Annotated in this window: 15 protein-coding genes; 3 read left to right on the plus strand and 12 right to left on the minus strand. The window is 63.5% G+C overall.

The window, feature by feature from the left end:
- Positions 1-42: 42 nt before the first annotated feature.
- Positions 43-783: an SDR family NAD(P)-dependent oxidoreductase gene (locus DYZ14_RS03320; protein WP_154719333.1), complete on the minus strand. Its 741-nt coding sequence runs from the start codon at positions 781-783 to the stop codon at positions 43-45.
- A gap of 74 nt (positions 784-857) precedes the next feature.
- Positions 858-1538, minus strand: coding sequence for a GntR family transcriptional regulator (locus tag DYZ14_RS03325; RefSeq protein ID WP_154719334.1), 681 nt, complete (start codon positions 1536-1538; stop codon positions 858-860).
- Positions 1539-1723: 185 nt separating this feature from the next.
- Here DYZ14_RS03325 and DYZ14_RS03330 point away from each other — a divergent pair, with 185 nt between their 5' ends.
- Positions 1724-2770, plus strand: a complete 1047-nt coding sequence (locus tag DYZ14_RS03330) for a phosphotransferase (protein ID WP_154719335.1) — start codon at positions 1724-1726, stop codon at positions 2768-2770.
- 2 nt (positions 2771-2772) lie between these two features.
- Complete coding sequence (locus DYZ14_RS03335; RefSeq protein WP_154719336.1) at positions 2773-4095, plus strand: aspartate aminotransferase family protein; 1323 nt, start codon at positions 2773-2775, stop codon at positions 4093-4095.
- 204 nt (positions 4096-4299) lie between these two features.
- Here DYZ14_RS03335 and DYZ14_RS03340 read toward each other — a convergent pair whose 3' ends face one another.
- The 8 genes from DYZ14_RS03340 to DYZ14_RS03375 all read right to left on the minus strand — a co-directional run bounded on the left by DYZ14_RS03340 (position 4300) and on the right by DYZ14_RS03375 (position 11364).
- Positions 4300-5427: a M24 family metallopeptidase gene (locus DYZ14_RS03340; RefSeq protein ID WP_154719337.1), complete on the minus strand. Its 1128-nt coding sequence runs from the start codon at positions 5425-5427 to the stop codon at positions 4300-4302.
- A 171-nt stretch (positions 5428-5598) separates the two neighbouring features.
- Positions 5599-6549: an agmatinase gene (gene speB, locus DYZ14_RS03345; protein WP_154719338.1), complete on the minus strand. Its 951-nt coding sequence runs from the start codon at positions 6547-6549 to the stop codon at positions 5599-5601.
- Positions 6536-7330 (minus strand): creatininase, encoded by a 795-nt coding sequence (locus DYZ14_RS03350; RefSeq protein WP_154719339.1) that lies wholly within the window; start codon positions 7328-7330, stop codon positions 6536-6538. The genes speB and DYZ14_RS03350 overlap by 14 nt, the downstream gene beginning before the upstream one ends.
- Before the next feature lie 10 nt (positions 7331-7340).
- Positions 7341-8048, minus strand: a complete 708-nt coding sequence (locus DYZ14_RS03355) for an SDR family NAD(P)-dependent oxidoreductase (protein WP_154719340.1) — start codon at positions 8046-8048, stop codon at positions 7341-7343.
- On the minus strand, positions 8042-8797 hold the full coding sequence (locus DYZ14_RS03360; RefSeq protein ID WP_154719341.1) for an SDR family NAD(P)-dependent oxidoreductase: 756 nt from the start codon (positions 8795-8797) through the stop codon (positions 8042-8044). Before DYZ14_RS03360 ends, DYZ14_RS03355 begins: the two co-directional genes overlap by 7 nt.
- Positions 8794-9567 (minus strand): ABC transporter ATP-binding protein, encoded by a 774-nt coding sequence (locus DYZ14_RS03365; RefSeq protein WP_115671807.1) that lies wholly within the window; start codon positions 9565-9567, stop codon positions 8794-8796. Before DYZ14_RS03365 ends, DYZ14_RS03360 begins: the two co-directional genes overlap by 4 nt.
- Before the next feature lie 7 nt (positions 9568-9574).
- A complete protein-coding gene (locus tag DYZ14_RS03370) occupies positions 9575-10357 on the minus strand; it encodes an ABC transporter permease (RefSeq protein WP_154719342.1) in 783 nt (260 codons plus the stop codon).
- Positions 10358-10377: 20 nt separating this feature from the next.
- Positions 10378-11364 (minus strand): ABC transporter substrate-binding protein, encoded by a 987-nt coding sequence (locus tag DYZ14_RS03375; RefSeq protein ID WP_154719343.1) that lies wholly within the window; start codon positions 11362-11364, stop codon positions 10378-10380.
- Between the two features lie 106 nt (positions 11365-11470).
- Here DYZ14_RS03375 and DYZ14_RS03380 point away from each other — a divergent pair, with 106 nt between their 5' ends.
- Entirely contained in the window at positions 11471-12373 is a 903-nt protein-coding gene (locus DYZ14_RS03380; RefSeq protein ID WP_154719344.1) for a LysR family transcriptional regulator, read from the plus strand.
- Between the two features lie 57 nt (positions 12374-12430).
- Here DYZ14_RS03380 and DYZ14_RS03385 read toward each other — a convergent pair whose 3' ends face one another.
- On the minus strand, positions 12431-13468 hold the full coding sequence (locus DYZ14_RS03385; RefSeq protein WP_154719345.1) for an ABC transporter permease: 1038 nt from the start codon (positions 13466-13468) through the stop codon (positions 12431-12433).
- Positions 13465-14979 (minus strand): sugar ABC transporter ATP-binding protein, encoded by a 1515-nt coding sequence (locus DYZ14_RS03390; protein WP_154719346.1) that lies wholly within the window; start codon positions 14977-14979, stop codon positions 13465-13467. Before DYZ14_RS03390 ends, DYZ14_RS03385 begins: the two co-directional genes overlap by 4 nt.
- Between the last annotated feature and the right edge of the window lie 26 nt (positions 14980-15005).

A 15005-nucleotide genomic window follows, 5' to 3' on the forward strand; every position in this document is an offset into this window, starting at 1 on the left:
GTCATTGCCGGTCAACGGACAATTCGGATCGCTTGACCTTTGTCAGACGTGCTGCCCTCCGTTGATGTGGATTTCCGCTCCATTGATGTAGGAGGACTGTTCGGTGCACAGGAAGTAGATGGTTTCCGCGACTTCGCGCGGTTCGCCCAACCTTCCCATCGGCACTTCGGCGGCGACGAGCGCATCGGTGCCGGGCGAAAGAATCGAGGTTTCGATCTCGCCCGGCGCTATCGCATTGGCGCGCACGCCGCGTCGGCCGAACTCATGCGCCATTTCGCGCGTCAGCGACGCCAGCCCCGCCTTGGACGCCGCATAGGCGACACCGGCAAACGGATGAACGCGCGAACCTGCGATCGAGGTGACGTTGACGATCGAGCCCTTGGCCGCCTCGAGTTCCGGCATCAGCGCCCGGGCGATCAGCGCGGTCGAGACGAGATTGACGTTGAGCACCTGCATCCAGACGCTCGCATCCGTGTCCATCACACCGAGCCGGCTTCTGTTGGGGCCCTTGGGCGAAATCCCGGCATTGTTGACGAGCGCGTGCAGCTTGCCGTGCGGCAGCCGCTCGCGCACCGTCGCCGCAAGCCGGTCGATCTGCGTAAGATCGGCGAGATCGGCCTGGATGTGGCTTTCCCGGGCGGAGGGCCAGGCGCATTCCTCGGAAAAGGGCTGACGGGACACGGTCAGAATGCGCCAGCCTTTCGATTGAAAGAGCTTGACCGTCGCATGCCCGATGCCGCGGCTGGCCCCCGTCAGCAACATGTAGCGGCGCTCTTCGGTCATGCTGAATTCTCCTTGATGCTTGATACATCGTAATCAGCGGCTGATGAATTGCAAGCCCTCTGTTCTCGCTGCCGTCAAGCGCGACGGGCCTCCCGCTCCGCGCTGCTGGCGATGCGGTCCAGGATCGGCTTTCCACCCAACAGGATATCGTCGACGATCGCCATGGAGGCCGCCGCCGGATCGTGCCGCTTCAGCGCCTCGATGACCGGATAGTGATGGTCGATCATCGCCCGGCCGCCGGCGAGATAGGCGCCGGAAATATGCGGCCCCATCTGCAGCCAGAGCCTGCGCAAGATGCTGGTGAGCACCGGAAGCCCGGCGATCTTCGGCAGCATGAAGTGGAAGGCCTGGTTGAGTTGCGTCCCCCGCAACCGGTCTCCCTCCGCGATCGCGGCCTCGTTCTCGCGCACGATCTGCTCCAGGGCCTGGATTTCGGCACTTGTCGCGACCTGGGCGGCGGTTTCCGCAGCAAGCCCCTCAAGGCGCACGCGAATGGCGCGGATCTCGCGATAGCGTTCTTCGCTGAGGCCGGCGATGCGGATGTCGCGCGGCGAGCGGAAGGTAACGGCCTCGTCGTTGACGAGACGCAGGATGGCATCGCGGATCGGCGTGACACTTGTGCCGAACTGCTCGGCGAGATCCCGGATCTTCAACCGATCGCCGGGCTGGAACCGACCCTGCATCAGCGCATCGCACAACGCGCCGTAAACGACGCTGTTGAGGTTCGCATATTCCAGTGTCGAAAACTCGGTCATGGGGCCCAATCCGCAAAATAAAGTGACAAGATACTTGATGCATCTTTTTTTGCGTGTTTCAAGTATCGCTAGCCGCCGGCGACGTGTTCACACGAACAAGGAGCGCGGCAATGCCGGCCCGTGCTGAAAGACCGCGGGTATCCGCCTCGACAGCCGGCGGGGTAAACGCACGCAACGGAGAAATCATGACCGAGCAATCGGCCGCCAGGAAGACGGATTCGATGTCTGCGACATGGAGCCCCACGTCGCTCGACGATGCACAGGCCGCCGTTCGCGCCGTCTATGGCCTGAACGGCGTGGTCAAGCGCCTGTCCAGCGAGCGTGACGAGACCTTTCTCTTTACCGCGACGGATGGGACCGCCTTCATCCTGAAGATCGCCAATCCCGCCGAGGATCCGGCAACGCTGGACTTTCAGGACGGCGCCCTCCTCCATCTTCAGGTCGCCGCTCCCGGCGTACCCGTGCCGCGGCTCTTGCCAACCCTCGAAGGCAAGCCCTGCCACACCTTGTTCACTTCCGAAGGTCCGCGCATCATGCGCCTCCTCACCTTCCTCCACGGCGAACTGCAATACCGCACGCCGGCCAGCGAAGCCCAAAGCCGCAATGTCGGCCGGGCACTCGCCGAACTCGGGCTGGGCCTTGAAAATTATGCCGGACGCCCGCCCGAAGGAAAGCTGATGTGGGACATTTCCCACACGCTCGATCTTGCCGCCGTGATCGACCACGTGGCCCCGGAGCGTCGCGCCCAGGTTGACGCGGTTCTGGCCGAGTTCGAGAGTGCCCTTCCGGCGATTGCCGCGATCAGGCGCCGGCAGATCATCCACAACGACTTCAACCCGCACAATATCCTGCTCGATCCGGCGGAGCCGACGCGCGTGGTTGGCATCATCGATTTCGGCGACATGGTCTATGCGCCGGTCGTCAACGACCTCGCCGTCGCCCTCTCCTATCATCTCGCAACCGACAACTGGGCCGCCCGCATCAGCGCTTTCCTGGAAGGCTACCAGTCGGCACGCGCGCTCGAGGAGGCCGAGATCGAGCTCCTGCCCCTTCTCACCCGGGCGCGCCTCGCCATGTCGATCATCATCGCCGAATGGCGCTCGGCCCACTTCCCGGAAAATCGCGATTATATCATGCGCAACCACGCCACCGCCTGGCGTGGCCTGCAGAACACTGCCGATCTCACCGCGGCCGGGCTGAGAAGGCTCGTCCCCAACCTTTCCGAGGCCTGATCATGTCGATGGTGAATGCTTTCTCTCGCGAGGATTTCGAACAGCTGAGCGAGGGCGAACGAGCGCTCATCGCCCGCCGGGAAAAGGTGCTCGGCCCGGCCTACCGCCTGTTCTACGAGAAGCCGCTGCATCTCGTACGCGGCGAAGGCGTCTTCCTTTACGATGCGGCGGGCGAACCTTATCTCGACGCCTACAACAACGTCGCCTCGCTCGGCCACTGCCATCCGCGCGTCGTCGAGGCGATTACCAGACAGACCGCCATTCTCAACACCCATACGCGCTATCTGCATGAAGGCATCGTCGACTATGCCGAAAGCCTGACTGCAACCTTCCCCGAGGGGCTGAGCCAGGCGATGTTCACCTGCACGGGCAGCGAGGCAAACGACCTTGCCGTGCGCATCGCCCGCTTCGTCACCGGCGGCACCGGCATCATCGCCACCGATCTCGCCTATCATGGCCTCACCAGCGCCGTTGCCGAATTCTCGCCCTCGCTCGGCGAATCCGTGACGCTTGGGCCCCACGTGCGCACGGTGCCCGCCCCCGACAGCTACCGCCATTCGCCCGAGGAGACGATGGAGAAGTTCGGCCGCGACGTCCGCGCCGCCATCGCCGACCTGAGGCGCCACGGCATCAAGCCGGCCATGCTGATCGTCGATACGATCTTTTCCAGCGACGGCATCTTCGCCGGTCCGAAGGGCTTCCTGAAACCGGCGGTGGACGCCATCCACGAGGCCGGTGGCCTCTTCGTCGCCGACGAGGTGCAGCCCGGTTTCGGCCGCACCGGCGAGGCCATGTGGGGCTTCGAGCGCCACGGCATTTCCCCCGACATGGTGACGCTCGGCAAACCGATGGGCAACGGTTACCCGATGGCCGGCATCGTGCTGCGGCCGGAGGTCATCGCCGAGTTCGGCCCGAAGGCGCGCTACTTCAACACCTTCGGCGGAAACCCGGTCGCTGCCGCCGCCGGCAAGGCGGTGCTCGACACGATCCGCATCGATGGCCTGCAGCAGAATGCGCTCGACGTCGGCCGCTATCTGATGGACGGCCTGAAGGATCTGGCCGACCGCCACCCCGCAATCGGCGACGTCCGTGGCGCCGGCCTCTTCATCGGCGTCGAGATCGTCTCCGACCCGGCGACCAGGAGCCCGGACGCTGCCCTCACCGCCCGCATCGTCAACGGCCTTCGCGAACGCCGCGTCCTCATCAGCGCATCCGGCCCCCGCGCCAACGTGCTGAAGATCCGCCCGCCGCTCGTCTTTTCGCGCGCAAATGCCGACATGCTCGTCGAGGCACTCGGGAAGGTCATGGCGGCGGCCGGCCCCTGATCCCACCGCAACTTCGCTTCACGTGCCGTGCCTCGCGCGAGCTGCCTTCAGGCTTCTTCCGGCTCATCCAGCATCGGGATGAGCGGCGACAGGATCAATGCGCGGACGATCGCAACACACTGTCACTGGCGGCCAGATAGCCAACAATGAATACATCGGAATGGCGGTGCCTTCCCAGTGCGAGCTTTCGGGTCCGCGGCATTTTCAGATGTCCAGCGGTAAGCTGGATAACCGGCGAAGGGCGCCATTTTCTATGACGTAATTCTGCTCGAGACGTATTCCACCGCGGAGATTGTCTCCGTACAAGCCGGGTTCGAGCGTGAACGTGCAACCCTCTTCAAAGATGTCGTTCGAACCCGAATTTATGAAGGGACGCTCGACCGGGTTCAGGCCTAACCCATGGCCTAGGTGATGGTCAAAGCGCCAGTCGCCGCGGACGCTATTCAGGATGGATGAAATCTCCTGGCAAACTGTCCCGCATCGAACGCCCGGCCGGATCATGTCTTCGGCTATTGACAGTGCATGAACAACGCGGCTGAAGGCTTCCTCCTGAGGGGGCGCTCGTGTCCCCGCCACAGCGAAAGTCCGGCACATATCGGAAAAATAGTTTGCGACAACCGCTCCGGCGTCCACGGGGAGAAGATCGCCCTCCACCAGGGGCACGGGTCGAGGTCGCCCGCCCGGCTGTCCCCCACGAAAATCGTTTCCTAGCTCGCCCATCGTCTGTCCCGCAGCCACAATTGCAGCTCCCTGAAATAGGGCAAACACTTCCGTTTCCAGAAGTCCGGGGGCGATATGCGGCGCAATCGCACGGTATCCAGCTTCATTAACGGCAATGGCTGCGGAAATGAGCGCGACTTCATCCGGATGCTTGCGTCGGCGCATCGACAAGATTTGATTGTATATCGGAGTGATGGTCCGTCCTGCGATTTCGGTGCAATCAGCGCCGAGCCCCTTCGTCTTAGCCAGGCGAATATCCAACGCGGCAATTGCCGCTCGCTCGCGGTCTTCGTCAGTGGTCGCGAACATCGAATCGTCGAACCGGACTGTTTCATCGGCGTAGACGTCAGACTCCATTGAATTGCCGACCGAGATCAAACCGAAGCCATCACGGCCAACGAAACCCGAAGCTGGCGAACTTCTCCATCCATGCAACCCAAAAAAGTATGTCAGATGTTGAGGTCGCGTGATCACGGCCCCATCCAGGCCAACCTCAACGAGCCAATTGGAAAGGCGCGTGCGACGCTCCCGGCAACCTGCGGCTTGCAGTCTTGCCAGTGCCGCGCGGTCCACAATATTTCTCTCGGGATAGAGCGAGGTGGTTAGGCTCATCGACAATCTTCTCCAACTTCGTCTCACGCCTTGGCCGCCCTTGTCCGCTCGCCGCCTGTCGATGCACACGTACGGTGGGGTGCCACCCGCCCTTTTACCTTGATGAAGAAAGCCGTGAAAGCCACGATGCACGAGGTGCGGGTGCGGCGGGTAGCAATGACACCGGTCGCGTCACGACCGGAATTTCGCCGCGATCACGCACATCAGTTCGAACATCATCGTCGCGCCGGCGATCGCCGTCATGCCGGCGAGATCGAAGGGTGGCGCTACCTCGACGACGTCGGCGCCGACGATATCGACGCCTTCCAGCAGACGGATCATCTGCTGTGCCTCGCGCGTGGTGAAGCCGCCGACCTCCGGCGTACCGGTGCCCGGTGCCATGGACGGGTCGATGCTGTCGATATCGAAGGTCACATAGGTCGGCGCCGAACCGACGATCGCCTTCGCTTCGGCGATCACCTCGGCCGCGCCGCGGTGGGTGAACTCTTCCATATAGATGATGCGGATGCCCTGCTCGACGGCCCAGGCATGCTCGTCGGTCTCATAGATCGAACCGCGAATGCCGATCTGCACCATTCGCTTCGGGTCGAGCAATCCCTCCTCGATGGCGCGCCGGAACGGCGTGCCATGGGTATAGCGGTTGCCGCCGAAATAGCTGTCATTGGTGTCGGAATGGGCATCGAAATGGATGAGCCCGACCGGTCTGTGCCGGGCCACCGCACGCAGCACCGGCAGCGTCGTCAGGTGGTCGCCACCGGCGGAAAGCGGAATGGCCCCGACCGCGATGATGCTGGCAATGCCTTCCTCGATGCGCTTCAGCGCGTCCATCAGGTCGATCGGATTGACCGAGAGATCGCCGACGTCGGCGATATTGGCGAGGCTGAAGGGCGCGATCTTGGAAACATGATGCACCTTGCGCATCAGGCTCGACTGGCTGCGGATCTCGCGCGGTCCATGACGGGCGCCGGCCCGGTTGGTGGTTCCGCCGTCCCAGGGAATCCCGACCAGGGCGATGTCGAGCCCCTCGGCGGACGGCACGGCCGGAAGCCGCATGAACGTCGCCTGGCCGGCAAAGCGCGGAACCTCGGCGGCGTCCACCGGCTGATGCTTAGCGTTGATCATGATGGCCTCCAATGCTGAATTCGTCTCGAATGATCTGCGTCATGCGGCTGACCACATCGGTCAGCAGCCAATTGCCTTTTTCCGCCTGCGATCCCGCTGTCATGGACAGCACGCCCGAAGGCGGCACGTCGGCGAGCGGAACAGGATAGCGGTCATAAGGCTTGAACTTCGCCGGCCCGTCGTGAAGCGATCGACCGAGATCCACGAGCTCGGGGCGCAGCGCCAGCATCATGGAAGTCTCGATCACGCTCGCATGTTCAAGCTCGATGCCGGGATAGCCGTCCGGGAAAATCCGATCGATGGTCGACGGCTGGACCAGATCCCAGTGGTCGAGCCTGAGGATCGTCAGCCCGTCGCAGCGGTCGCGGCCGATCGCATCCAGTGCCAGCTCAATGCCTTCGACCGCGGGCCAGATGTTCTCGTAATGGCCGTTAACCACCACGATCCGCCGGACCTTCTGCCGGTAGAGCTCGCACAGGACGTCGCGCACCACGAGCGAGAACGTGTGGGCCGTCAGATTGATCGTGCCGCCGAAGGCCGATCCGCCGCCGGTCTTCGGCTGCGAACGGTTGCCATAGGGGACGGTGGGCAGGACGAGCCCGCCAACGGCTCTCGCGACCGTCTCACATATGGACGTCGGCAGCACGACGTCGACATTGAGTGCCATGTGATGGCCGTGCTGCTCGGTCGCGCCGAGCGGCAGGAATATCGGTGCGCCGCCCGCCACCTTCGCGGCCGCCTCGGGCCAGGTCTGTTCGGCCCAGAATACGCTGTCGTTCATCGTGAGGTCCTCAAATCATCGCCGCGCCGCCATTGGCGCCCAGGCATTGTCCGGTGAAGAAGGTGGCACCCGGCCCGGCGAGAAAAACCACGGCCGCCGCCACCTCCTCAGGCCTGCCGATCCGTCCCATGGGATTGGCCGTCTCGGCCGCCTTCTGGTCCGCCGTCAGGGTCTCGAAGGCCAGAAGCGGGGTGTCGGTCGGACCGGGAGCAACGGCATTGACCAGGATCTTCGGCGCGAGTTCCCTTGCCCAGGACCGGGTCAGGCCGAGGATCGCCGCCTTGGTGGCGCAATAGATGGACGTATCCGCCCTGCCGAGATAGGCCAGTTCGGAAGCGATGTTGATGATCCGTCCTCCATCGGGCAGATGCGGCAGTGCTTCCCGCACCACAAGAATTGCTCCCCGCACATTGACCGCGAACATGCGATCGATATGGGCGGTGGTGATGCTCCCCAGCGGGGATTCTTCGAGGATGCCCGCATTGTTGATGAGGATGTCGAGCCCGCCCAACCGCTGCACTGCCTCGCCGACGCAGGAGACGATCTGCCCCTCGTCCGCGAGATCGCAGGCGAGGATGGCGATATTTCCCTCCTGCGGCCTGAGATCCAGTCCGATCACCGTGGCGCCCTCGGCCGCAAGCGCCTCCGCGACAGCACGGCCGATGCCGCTCGCCGCCCCGGTCACCAGGGCCCTCTTGCCCATCAACGGATTCACCATGGAACTTCTCCCCGATCGGCGCCGATCGACTGGCCGGTGATGTTCTTCGCCCTGTCGGATGCGAGGAAAAGATAGACCTCTCCCATGTCGTCGGGCTCCATCAGGCCGGGCAGAGCCTGCCCGCCGACGATGTCTTCGAGAAGACTGTCTTCGCTAACCCCTTGCGACGATGCCATGAGCCCCAGCGAACGCATCGAGGCCTCCGTTCTCACCCAGCCGGGGCAGACGGCGTTGACGCGGATATTGCGCGGCCCGAGCTCCTTCGCCCAGGTCTTGGTGAGCCCGATGATCGCGTGTTTCGAGGCCACATAGGCGTCGAACTGCGCCTCCGCCACCCGTCCCCATATCGACGCCGTGTTGACGATAGCCCCGCCCGAAGACATGGACCGGAGCGCACGCCTCGTGACCAGCGCCGTGCCCGCAATGTTGATGTCGATGATGCGGCGGAAGGTGGCAAACCCCTCGGGGCTCGCATCGTCGAGCGGTGTCAGCCGCTCCAGGCCCGCATTGTTGACCAGCACGTCGATCGGTCCCACGTCCTTCAACGCGGCGTCGACGCGCGCGCCGTCAGCAATGTCCGCCTGAGCGGCGGTGGCGCCGAGTTCGGCCGCCCGTTCGTGAACGGCCGGATCGTCGGCTATCAGATGGAGCCGCGCGCCCTCGCGGTTAAAGGCCCGGGCGATGCCGAGCCCGATCCCGCGGCTTGCCCCGGTGATCACCACCGTGCGGCCCGAAAACATGCCGTTCATACGGGGTCTCCCGTTTCGTTGCGGATGAGATGGAGGATCTTGTTGCGAAGGTCGAAGAAGCCCTGTGTTTCGCGGATCTCCAATGGTCGCTCCACGCCGAGAGCGGCGTTGACGTCGATGTCGGCGACGATGCGCGCCGGCCGCTTTGAAAACAGCACGACGCGGTCGGCGAGGAAAACGGCCTCCTCGACGTCATGCGTGACGAAAATCACGGTCTTCTGCTCGGAGATCTGCAACGCCCTCAGTTGCACCTGCAGACGTTCGCGGGTCAGGGCATCGAGTGCACCGAACGGCTCGTCCATCAGCAGGACTTCGGAACCGGCGGCAAGCGTGCGGGCGATGGCGACGCGCTGGCGCATGCCGCCGGAAATGCGCGACGGATAGGCGTCGGCGAATTCCTCGAGCCCCACCAGCTTCAGATAGTGCGCCTTGCGCTCCGCCTTTTCCTGCGTGGAAATGTCGGAACGGTAGCGCATGCCGAAGGCGATGTTTTCGGCAACGGTCAGCCAGGGAAAGGAGGAATAGGCCTGGAAGACCATGCCGCGGCGTCGGTCGGGGGCACGCACGATATCGCCGCCGAGCCGGATCTGGCCGGTGGAGGGCGTATCGAGGCCGCCCACCATGCGCATCAGCGTGGTCTTGCCGCAGCCGGACGGTCCGAGGAAGACGACGAAGCTGCCGCGACCGATCGAAAGATCGGTCTTCGTGACGACGTCCATCGGGCCGAAGCTCTTCGTCACGCCCTCGAATGCCAAGTAATTCTCTGCCATGGAGGGCTCACACATATTGGAAGATCCTGCGATGCAGGACACGCAGCAGCTGGTCGGTCACCAGGCCGACCAGGCCGATGACGAGAACGCCGGCCATGACCTCGGGCGTCTTGACGTAACGGCGCGCCGACCAGATGACGAAACCTATGCCGGAATCGGCCGCGACGATTTCGGCGATGATCAGATAGGTCCAGCACCAGCCGAGCGTGATCCTGAGATTGTCGAGCAGCGACGGCCCCATGGCCCTGAAGATCACGTCCGTCATCACCTGCCGCGACCGCGCACCGACGGTGCGGGCCACCTCGACATATTCGTTGGGCACGCGGCGGGCATCGTCCGCCACGAACAGCACGAGCTGGAAGAAGGTACCGAGCCACAGCAGGAAGATCTTGGTGGACTCGCCCACGCCGAACCAGATGATCGACAAGGGCACGAGAGCCGGTACCGGCAGGTAACGGATGAAATCGATCATCGGCTCGAGCGACGCCCCGACGATGCGATAGCTGCTCATCAGCATGCCGATCGGGATTGCCATGAGCGCGGCCAGCAGGAAAGCCGACCAGACGCGCCCCGCGGAGACTGCCGTATGCCAGAGCAGATCCTGCTGCGTCAGCATGCGCCAGAGCGCCGCCAGAACGTCGCCGGGGGACGGAAGGAACTGCGGCTTGACGAGGCCGAGCCGCGCCACCAGTTCCCAGAAACCCAGCAGGATCGCCGCCGCCGCCAGACCGACGATCAGTTCGACGGCCGGCGACTTCCCGCCTCGAAAGGTGAACAGTTTCCGAAACATCCGCGCGTGCCGGTCCGAACTCACTTGCCGACGGTCGCGATGATAGTGCTGTCGATCTGCTCGGCCGCCACCAGCTGGTTGTCGGCTGCGCCATTCTCCAGATTGAGCGCCATCACCGTATCGAAGATCCCGAACAGGCTGCCCGGTTTGCCCGGCTCACCCATATAGGCCTGGGCTTCCGCGAGCGTGGTGTAGGCCAGGCTGCCATTGACCACGTCCAGCACCTCTTCGGGCGTCAGGCCGAAGCTCGGAGCGGCGATCTCGGCGAACTTCTGCGGCTCGGCCTTGATGAAGTCGACCGCCTCATAGATGCACTTCAGGAAACGCCCATACTTGTCCGGCGACGCCTTGAGGTCGTCGTTGCGCGCGATGATGGCGTCGATGATGAGGCCGCGATGATCCTTCGAGGAGATCAGGACCTTGGCGCCCTCGCGGGAGGAAGCCTTGATGGCCTGCGACATGAAGGGTTCGTAAGTGGCGACCGCGGCAATGCTGTCATCGACGAAAACGGCGCCCGTGTCGGCCGTGGAAATCTCCTTGATGTCCAGGTCCTTGAGAGTGAGGCCGGCCTGCTTGAGTTCCATCTGCAGCAGGAGACGCGCCGGAATATTGGGTTCGGCGGCGATGGTCTTGCCCTTGAGGTCGGCAACCGTCTTGATGCTGCCGTCGGCGATCACGCCGTCACCGCCGACGGATTCGTCGATCGTGCCGATGATGATCCCGGGTGTCGTCTTGTCGCGTGGACGGCCCTGATACTCGCCGACGCTGCGCATCTGGATCTCGACGTCGCCGCGCGCCATGGCCGCCATCACATTGCTGAGGTCGTCCTCGAAGTTGATCGTGACGTCGAGCTTCTCCTGTTCGAAGCATCCATTGGCCAGCGCCACGTGGACCGGCGCAAAGCCGAGCCAGGTCGGCGCGAGAATGCGGATCTGGTCCGCAGCGAAAGCATTCGTCGAAGACACGATCAGGGCGATCGCGGTCGTCAGTCCAAGTGTCTTGTTCATGTTGTTCCCCTTTTTTGAATTTGAGGCAGCGTCATGCATTTTTACATTGGAGTAAATCACAATATTTGGGATATTACATCGAAGAACGTCAATGTGAGTCTCGCCAATGCGTCGCCTCGACAATATCGATATCCGTCTGCTCCGCGTTTTCGTCGTGCTTGCGGATGCCAATGGCTTTTCGGATGCGCAACTGGCGCTGAACCTGTCGCAGTCGACGCTGAGCACCCACCTGGCCGAGTTGGAAAAGCGGGTCGGCGGCCAGTTGTGTCATCGCGGCAGGCAGCAGTTTCGGCTGACCGAACTCGGTCGGGCCACCTATGACGCTGCCGTCAAGCTATTCCGCGACATCGACGATTTCACCCAGCGCGTCAGTGCGGCGAGTGGCAATCTTTCCGGCCGCCTGCGGCTGGGCGCGTCGGACGGTGTGATGACCAGCAAGCAACTGGGGGTGCAAAGGGCGATCGCCGAGTTCATGCGGCCGGATGCGGAAATCTTCATCGACCTTGAACTGGGCACGCCCTCGGAGCTGGAACAGAAGGTTGCAGACGGTGATCGCGATATCGCCATCGGGCCGTTTTCACAGCGTTCTCCCGGCCTGACCTACCGTGACTTCGCCAGCGAGCCGCACAATCTCTATTGTGGCCGCGAGCACCCGCTGTTCGACAGACCGGACCATGAGATCGACCAGCGGGTCATTGCCGGCGCGCGCTTCTCTGTCCGGCGTTACCGCCATTTCGACGACCTCTATCTGGTCGGCCATCCGCGCGCGAGCGCCTCGGTCGTAGCAATGGAAGCGCAGGTCATGCTCATCCTTTCGGGCCAGTTCATCGGCTTTCTGCCCTGCCATTTCGCCGAACCATGGGTGGCGCGGGGCGAATTGCGCGCCATCCGGCCCGCCGCCTTCGGCTTTTCATCGACGCACAAGATCGCCTATCGGCGGGACAACAAGAATAGCCCGCTGATCGCGGAATTCCTATCGATCCTGGAGCGAATAAGGAACTCAATCTGAGCGTGCCGAGCCTTCTGCGTCCACCTCGGCTGATTGGACAACCAAGGACCAGAGCATTCAGCGGTTCCCGATGAGCATCCGGTAGCGGAACTGGTCGATGACGACGGCGAGGATGAGCAGCGAGCCCAGCAGTACCATCTGCATGTAGGAACCGATCTGCATCAGGTTCATGCCGTTCTGCACCAGCACGATGAAGAAGGCGCCGAGCACTACGCTTTCCACCCGGCCGATACCGCCGCGCAGCGACACGCCGGCGATGACGCAGGCCGCGATCGATTCCAGCGCGATCGTGCCGCCGAGATTGGTCTCACCACTCTCGACGCGGGCGGTCAGCAACACGCCGGCGACCGAGGCCAAAAGGGCGCAGAGGATGTAGGCGAGGAACAGCGTGCGCTTGGTGTTGATGCCGGAGAGGTTTGCGGCCTTGATGTTGCCGCCGATGGCGTAGATGCGGGCGCCGCTACGCGTGCGGTTCATCAGGATCCACATGCCGACGATGGCAACGATCGCCACCAGGACCGGGACAGGCACGCCGAAGATGCGGCCGAAACCGAAGAAATCGCCGAATTCGTACGGCAGATTGCCGATCGGCACGCCGCCGGTGAGATAAAGCGCGATGCCGGCGCCGACCGATTGCGCGCCCAGCGTCATGATGAAGGGCGAGACGCCGAACTGGGCGATGCCGAGGCCGTTCAGCGAACCGATGGCGAGCGCAGCGAGGAAGCCCGAAAGTACCCCGAGCAGGATGACCAGCCAGACCATGTCGGGGAACTGCGCGGCGAAGTAGACCATGACCGAAGCCGAGACGACGGAGGTCAGCGCGATCGACGTGCCGACCGCCAGATCGAAGCCGCCGGTGACCAGTACCAGCATCTGCCCGAGCGAGACGAGCACGAGATAGACCGACTGGCGCGCCACGTTGGTGAGGTTGTCGAGCGTCAGGAACTGTTTCGAGGCGAGCGTGAACAGGATGAGGGCCGCCACGAGGAAGAAGGGCAGCACGCCGAGCTTGATGAAGACGGCCTTGAGCGCCGAAAGAGCGGAGAAGGTTGGCTTGGCGTCGGCGGGCGACGCGGTTTCCAGCTGGGTGTTCATGCTGATTTTCTTTCCTGATCGAAGAAGGCGCCGAGAACCGCCTGTTCCTGAATGGCTTCGCCCTCGAATTCCGCCGAGATCCGGCCATTACGGAAGACGATCAGGCGATGGGCGAGGTGCATGGCCTCGGGGAGGTCGGAGGAGATCACCACGACGGCCTTTCCGGCCTCGGCGATCGCCTTGATGATGCGATAGAGCGCGGCCCGCGTGCCAACGTCGACGCCGACGGTGGGTTCGTCGAAGATGTAGATGTCGTAGTCCTCGCCGAAGCTCTTGCCGAACAGGATCTTCTGCTGGTTGCCGCCGGAGAGCTTGGAGGCGGTGCGCTCGAGAAAGGCTTCGCTGAGATCGACCTTGCCGCCGATCTCACTGGTCAGCGCCTTCACGCCACCGGGCGAGATGAGGCCGAGGCCGGCATTGGTTTCGCGACGGTTGAGGACGGAAAGGGCGATGTTGGTGCGGGCGGAGGCGCCGAGCAGCAGCCCCTCCTCCTTGCGGTCGGAGGGCAGGAAGAAGACGCCGTCTTGCAGCAGCCTGCGCGTCGGTGCGCCGGTGCGGTCATGGCCATGGACACTCACAGTGCCGCCTTCGACCGGCAGCAGGCCCATGACGGCGCGGAAGGTGCGCGACTTGCCGGAGCCGACGAGGCCGGCGACCCCCAGCACTTCACCGCGCCGGACATCGATGTCGACTCCGTCGACGCCCCAGGCCTTGAGGCCACGGATCGACAGCACCGGCTCAGCCTGTGTCTTGCGTTCGATATGCGGATAGATCTCGTCCATCTTTCGCCCGGTCATCATCTCGACCAGCACGGTTTCCGAAAGGTTCTCGGCGCCGATCGTGCCGATCAGCCGGCCGTCGCGCAGCACGGTAATGCGGTTGGCGATCGCCTTGAATTCCTGGATGCGGTGGGAGATGTAGACGATGCCGACGCCCCGGGCCTTGGCCTGGCCGATGAATTCGAACAGTTTCTCCGTCTCGCGTTCGGTGAGCGAGGCGGTCGGTTCGTCGAGAATGAGGATACGCGCCTGCTGGTGCAGCGCCTTGGCGATTTCGACCATCTGCTGTTCGGCGCGCGATAGCGAGATGACCGAGCGGCGCACATCGATGGCAAATCCCAGTCCGGCAAAGAGCGAACGGGCCTCCTCGACCATGCCGCGGCGGTCGACCAGGCCCATTTTGCGCGGTTCCTGGCCGAGGAAAATGTTTTCCGCCACGGTCATGGTCGGGACCAGGGAAAATTCCTGGAACACGGCGCCGATGCCGGCGGCCCGTGCGTCCTTGACCGAAGAAAAGTGCTTTTCTTCACCGTCGATGCGGATCACCCCCTCGGTCGGGGTGGTTACGCCGGCAAGAATGGAGATCAGTGTCGACTTCCCGGCACCGTTCTCGCCGAACAGCACGTGCACTTCGCCGCGTTCGAGCGAGAAGTCGACGCCGTCCAGCGCGCGCACGCCCGGATAGGACTTGGCGATGCCGGTCATTTCGACAAGGGGTGCGTTCAAGGCCATCCGCATCGGTCCGTAAGGCAATATTG

It is taken from the genome of Ciceribacter sp. T2.26MG-112.2 (genome assembly GCF_900492205.1).
GTDB classification, from domain to species: Bacteria; Pseudomonadota; Alphaproteobacteria; order Rhizobiales; family Rhizobiaceae; genus Allorhizobium; species Allorhizobium naphthalenivorans_A.

Bases quoted from the DNA above. Each gene is read 5' to 3' on its own strand.
- DYZ14_RS03350 (WP_154719339.1), bottom strand. From the start codon at position 7,330: ATGAACGACAGCGTATTCTGGGCCGAACAGACCTGGCCCGAGGCGGCC.
- DYZ14_RS03320 (WP_154719333.1), bottom strand. From the start codon at position 783: ATGACCGAAGAGCGCCGCTACATGTTGCTGACGGGGGCCAGCCGCGGC.
- DYZ14_RS03330 (WP_154719335.1), top strand. From the start codon at position 1,724: ATGACCGAGCAATCGGCCGCCAGGAAGACGGATTCGATGTCTGCGACA.
- DYZ14_RS03335 (WP_154719336.1), top strand. From the start codon at position 2,773: ATGTCGATGGTGAATGCTTTCTCTCGCGAGGATTTCGAACAGCTGAGC.
- DYZ14_RS03355 (WP_154719340.1), bottom strand. From the start codon at position 8,048: ATGGTGAATCCGTTGATGGGCAAGAGGGCCCTGGTGACCGGGGCGGCG.
- DYZ14_RS03360 (WP_154719341.1), bottom strand. From the start codon at position 8,797: ATGAACGGCATGTTTTCGGGCCGCACGGTGGTGATCACCGGGGCAAGC.
- DYZ14_RS03365 (WP_115671807.1), bottom strand. From the start codon at position 9,567: ATGGCAGAGAATTACTTGGCATTCGAGGGCGTGACGAAGAGCTTCGGC.
- DYZ14_RS03370 (WP_154719342.1), bottom strand. From the start codon at position 10,357: ATGTTTCGGAAACTGTTCACCTTTCGAGGCGGGAAGTCGCCGGCCGTC.
- DYZ14_RS03340 (WP_154719337.1), bottom strand. From the start codon at position 5,427: ATGAGCCTAACCACCTCGCTCTATCCCGAGAGAAATATTGTGGACCGC.
- DYZ14_RS03390 (WP_154719346.1), bottom strand. From the start codon at position 14,979: ATGGCCTTGAACGCACCCCTTGTCGAAATGACCGGCATCGCCAAGTCC.
- speB (WP_154719338.1), bottom strand. From the start codon at position 6,549: ATGATCAACGCTAAGCATCAGCCGGTGGACGCCGCCGAGGTTCCGCGC.
- DYZ14_RS03385 (WP_154719345.1), bottom strand. From the start codon at position 13,468: ATGAACACCCAGCTGGAAACCGCGTCGCCCGCCGACGCCAAGCCAACC.
- DYZ14_RS03325 (WP_154719334.1), bottom strand. From the start codon at position 1,538: ATGACCGAGTTTTCGACACTGGAATATGCGAACCTCAACAGCGTCGTT.
- DYZ14_RS03380 (WP_154719344.1), top strand. From the start codon at position 11,471: ATGCGTCGCCTCGACAATATCGATATCCGTCTGCTCCGCGTTTTCGTC.
- DYZ14_RS03375 (WP_154719343.1), bottom strand. From the start codon at position 11,364: ATGAACAAGACACTTGGACTGACGACCGCGATCGCCCTGATCGTGTCT.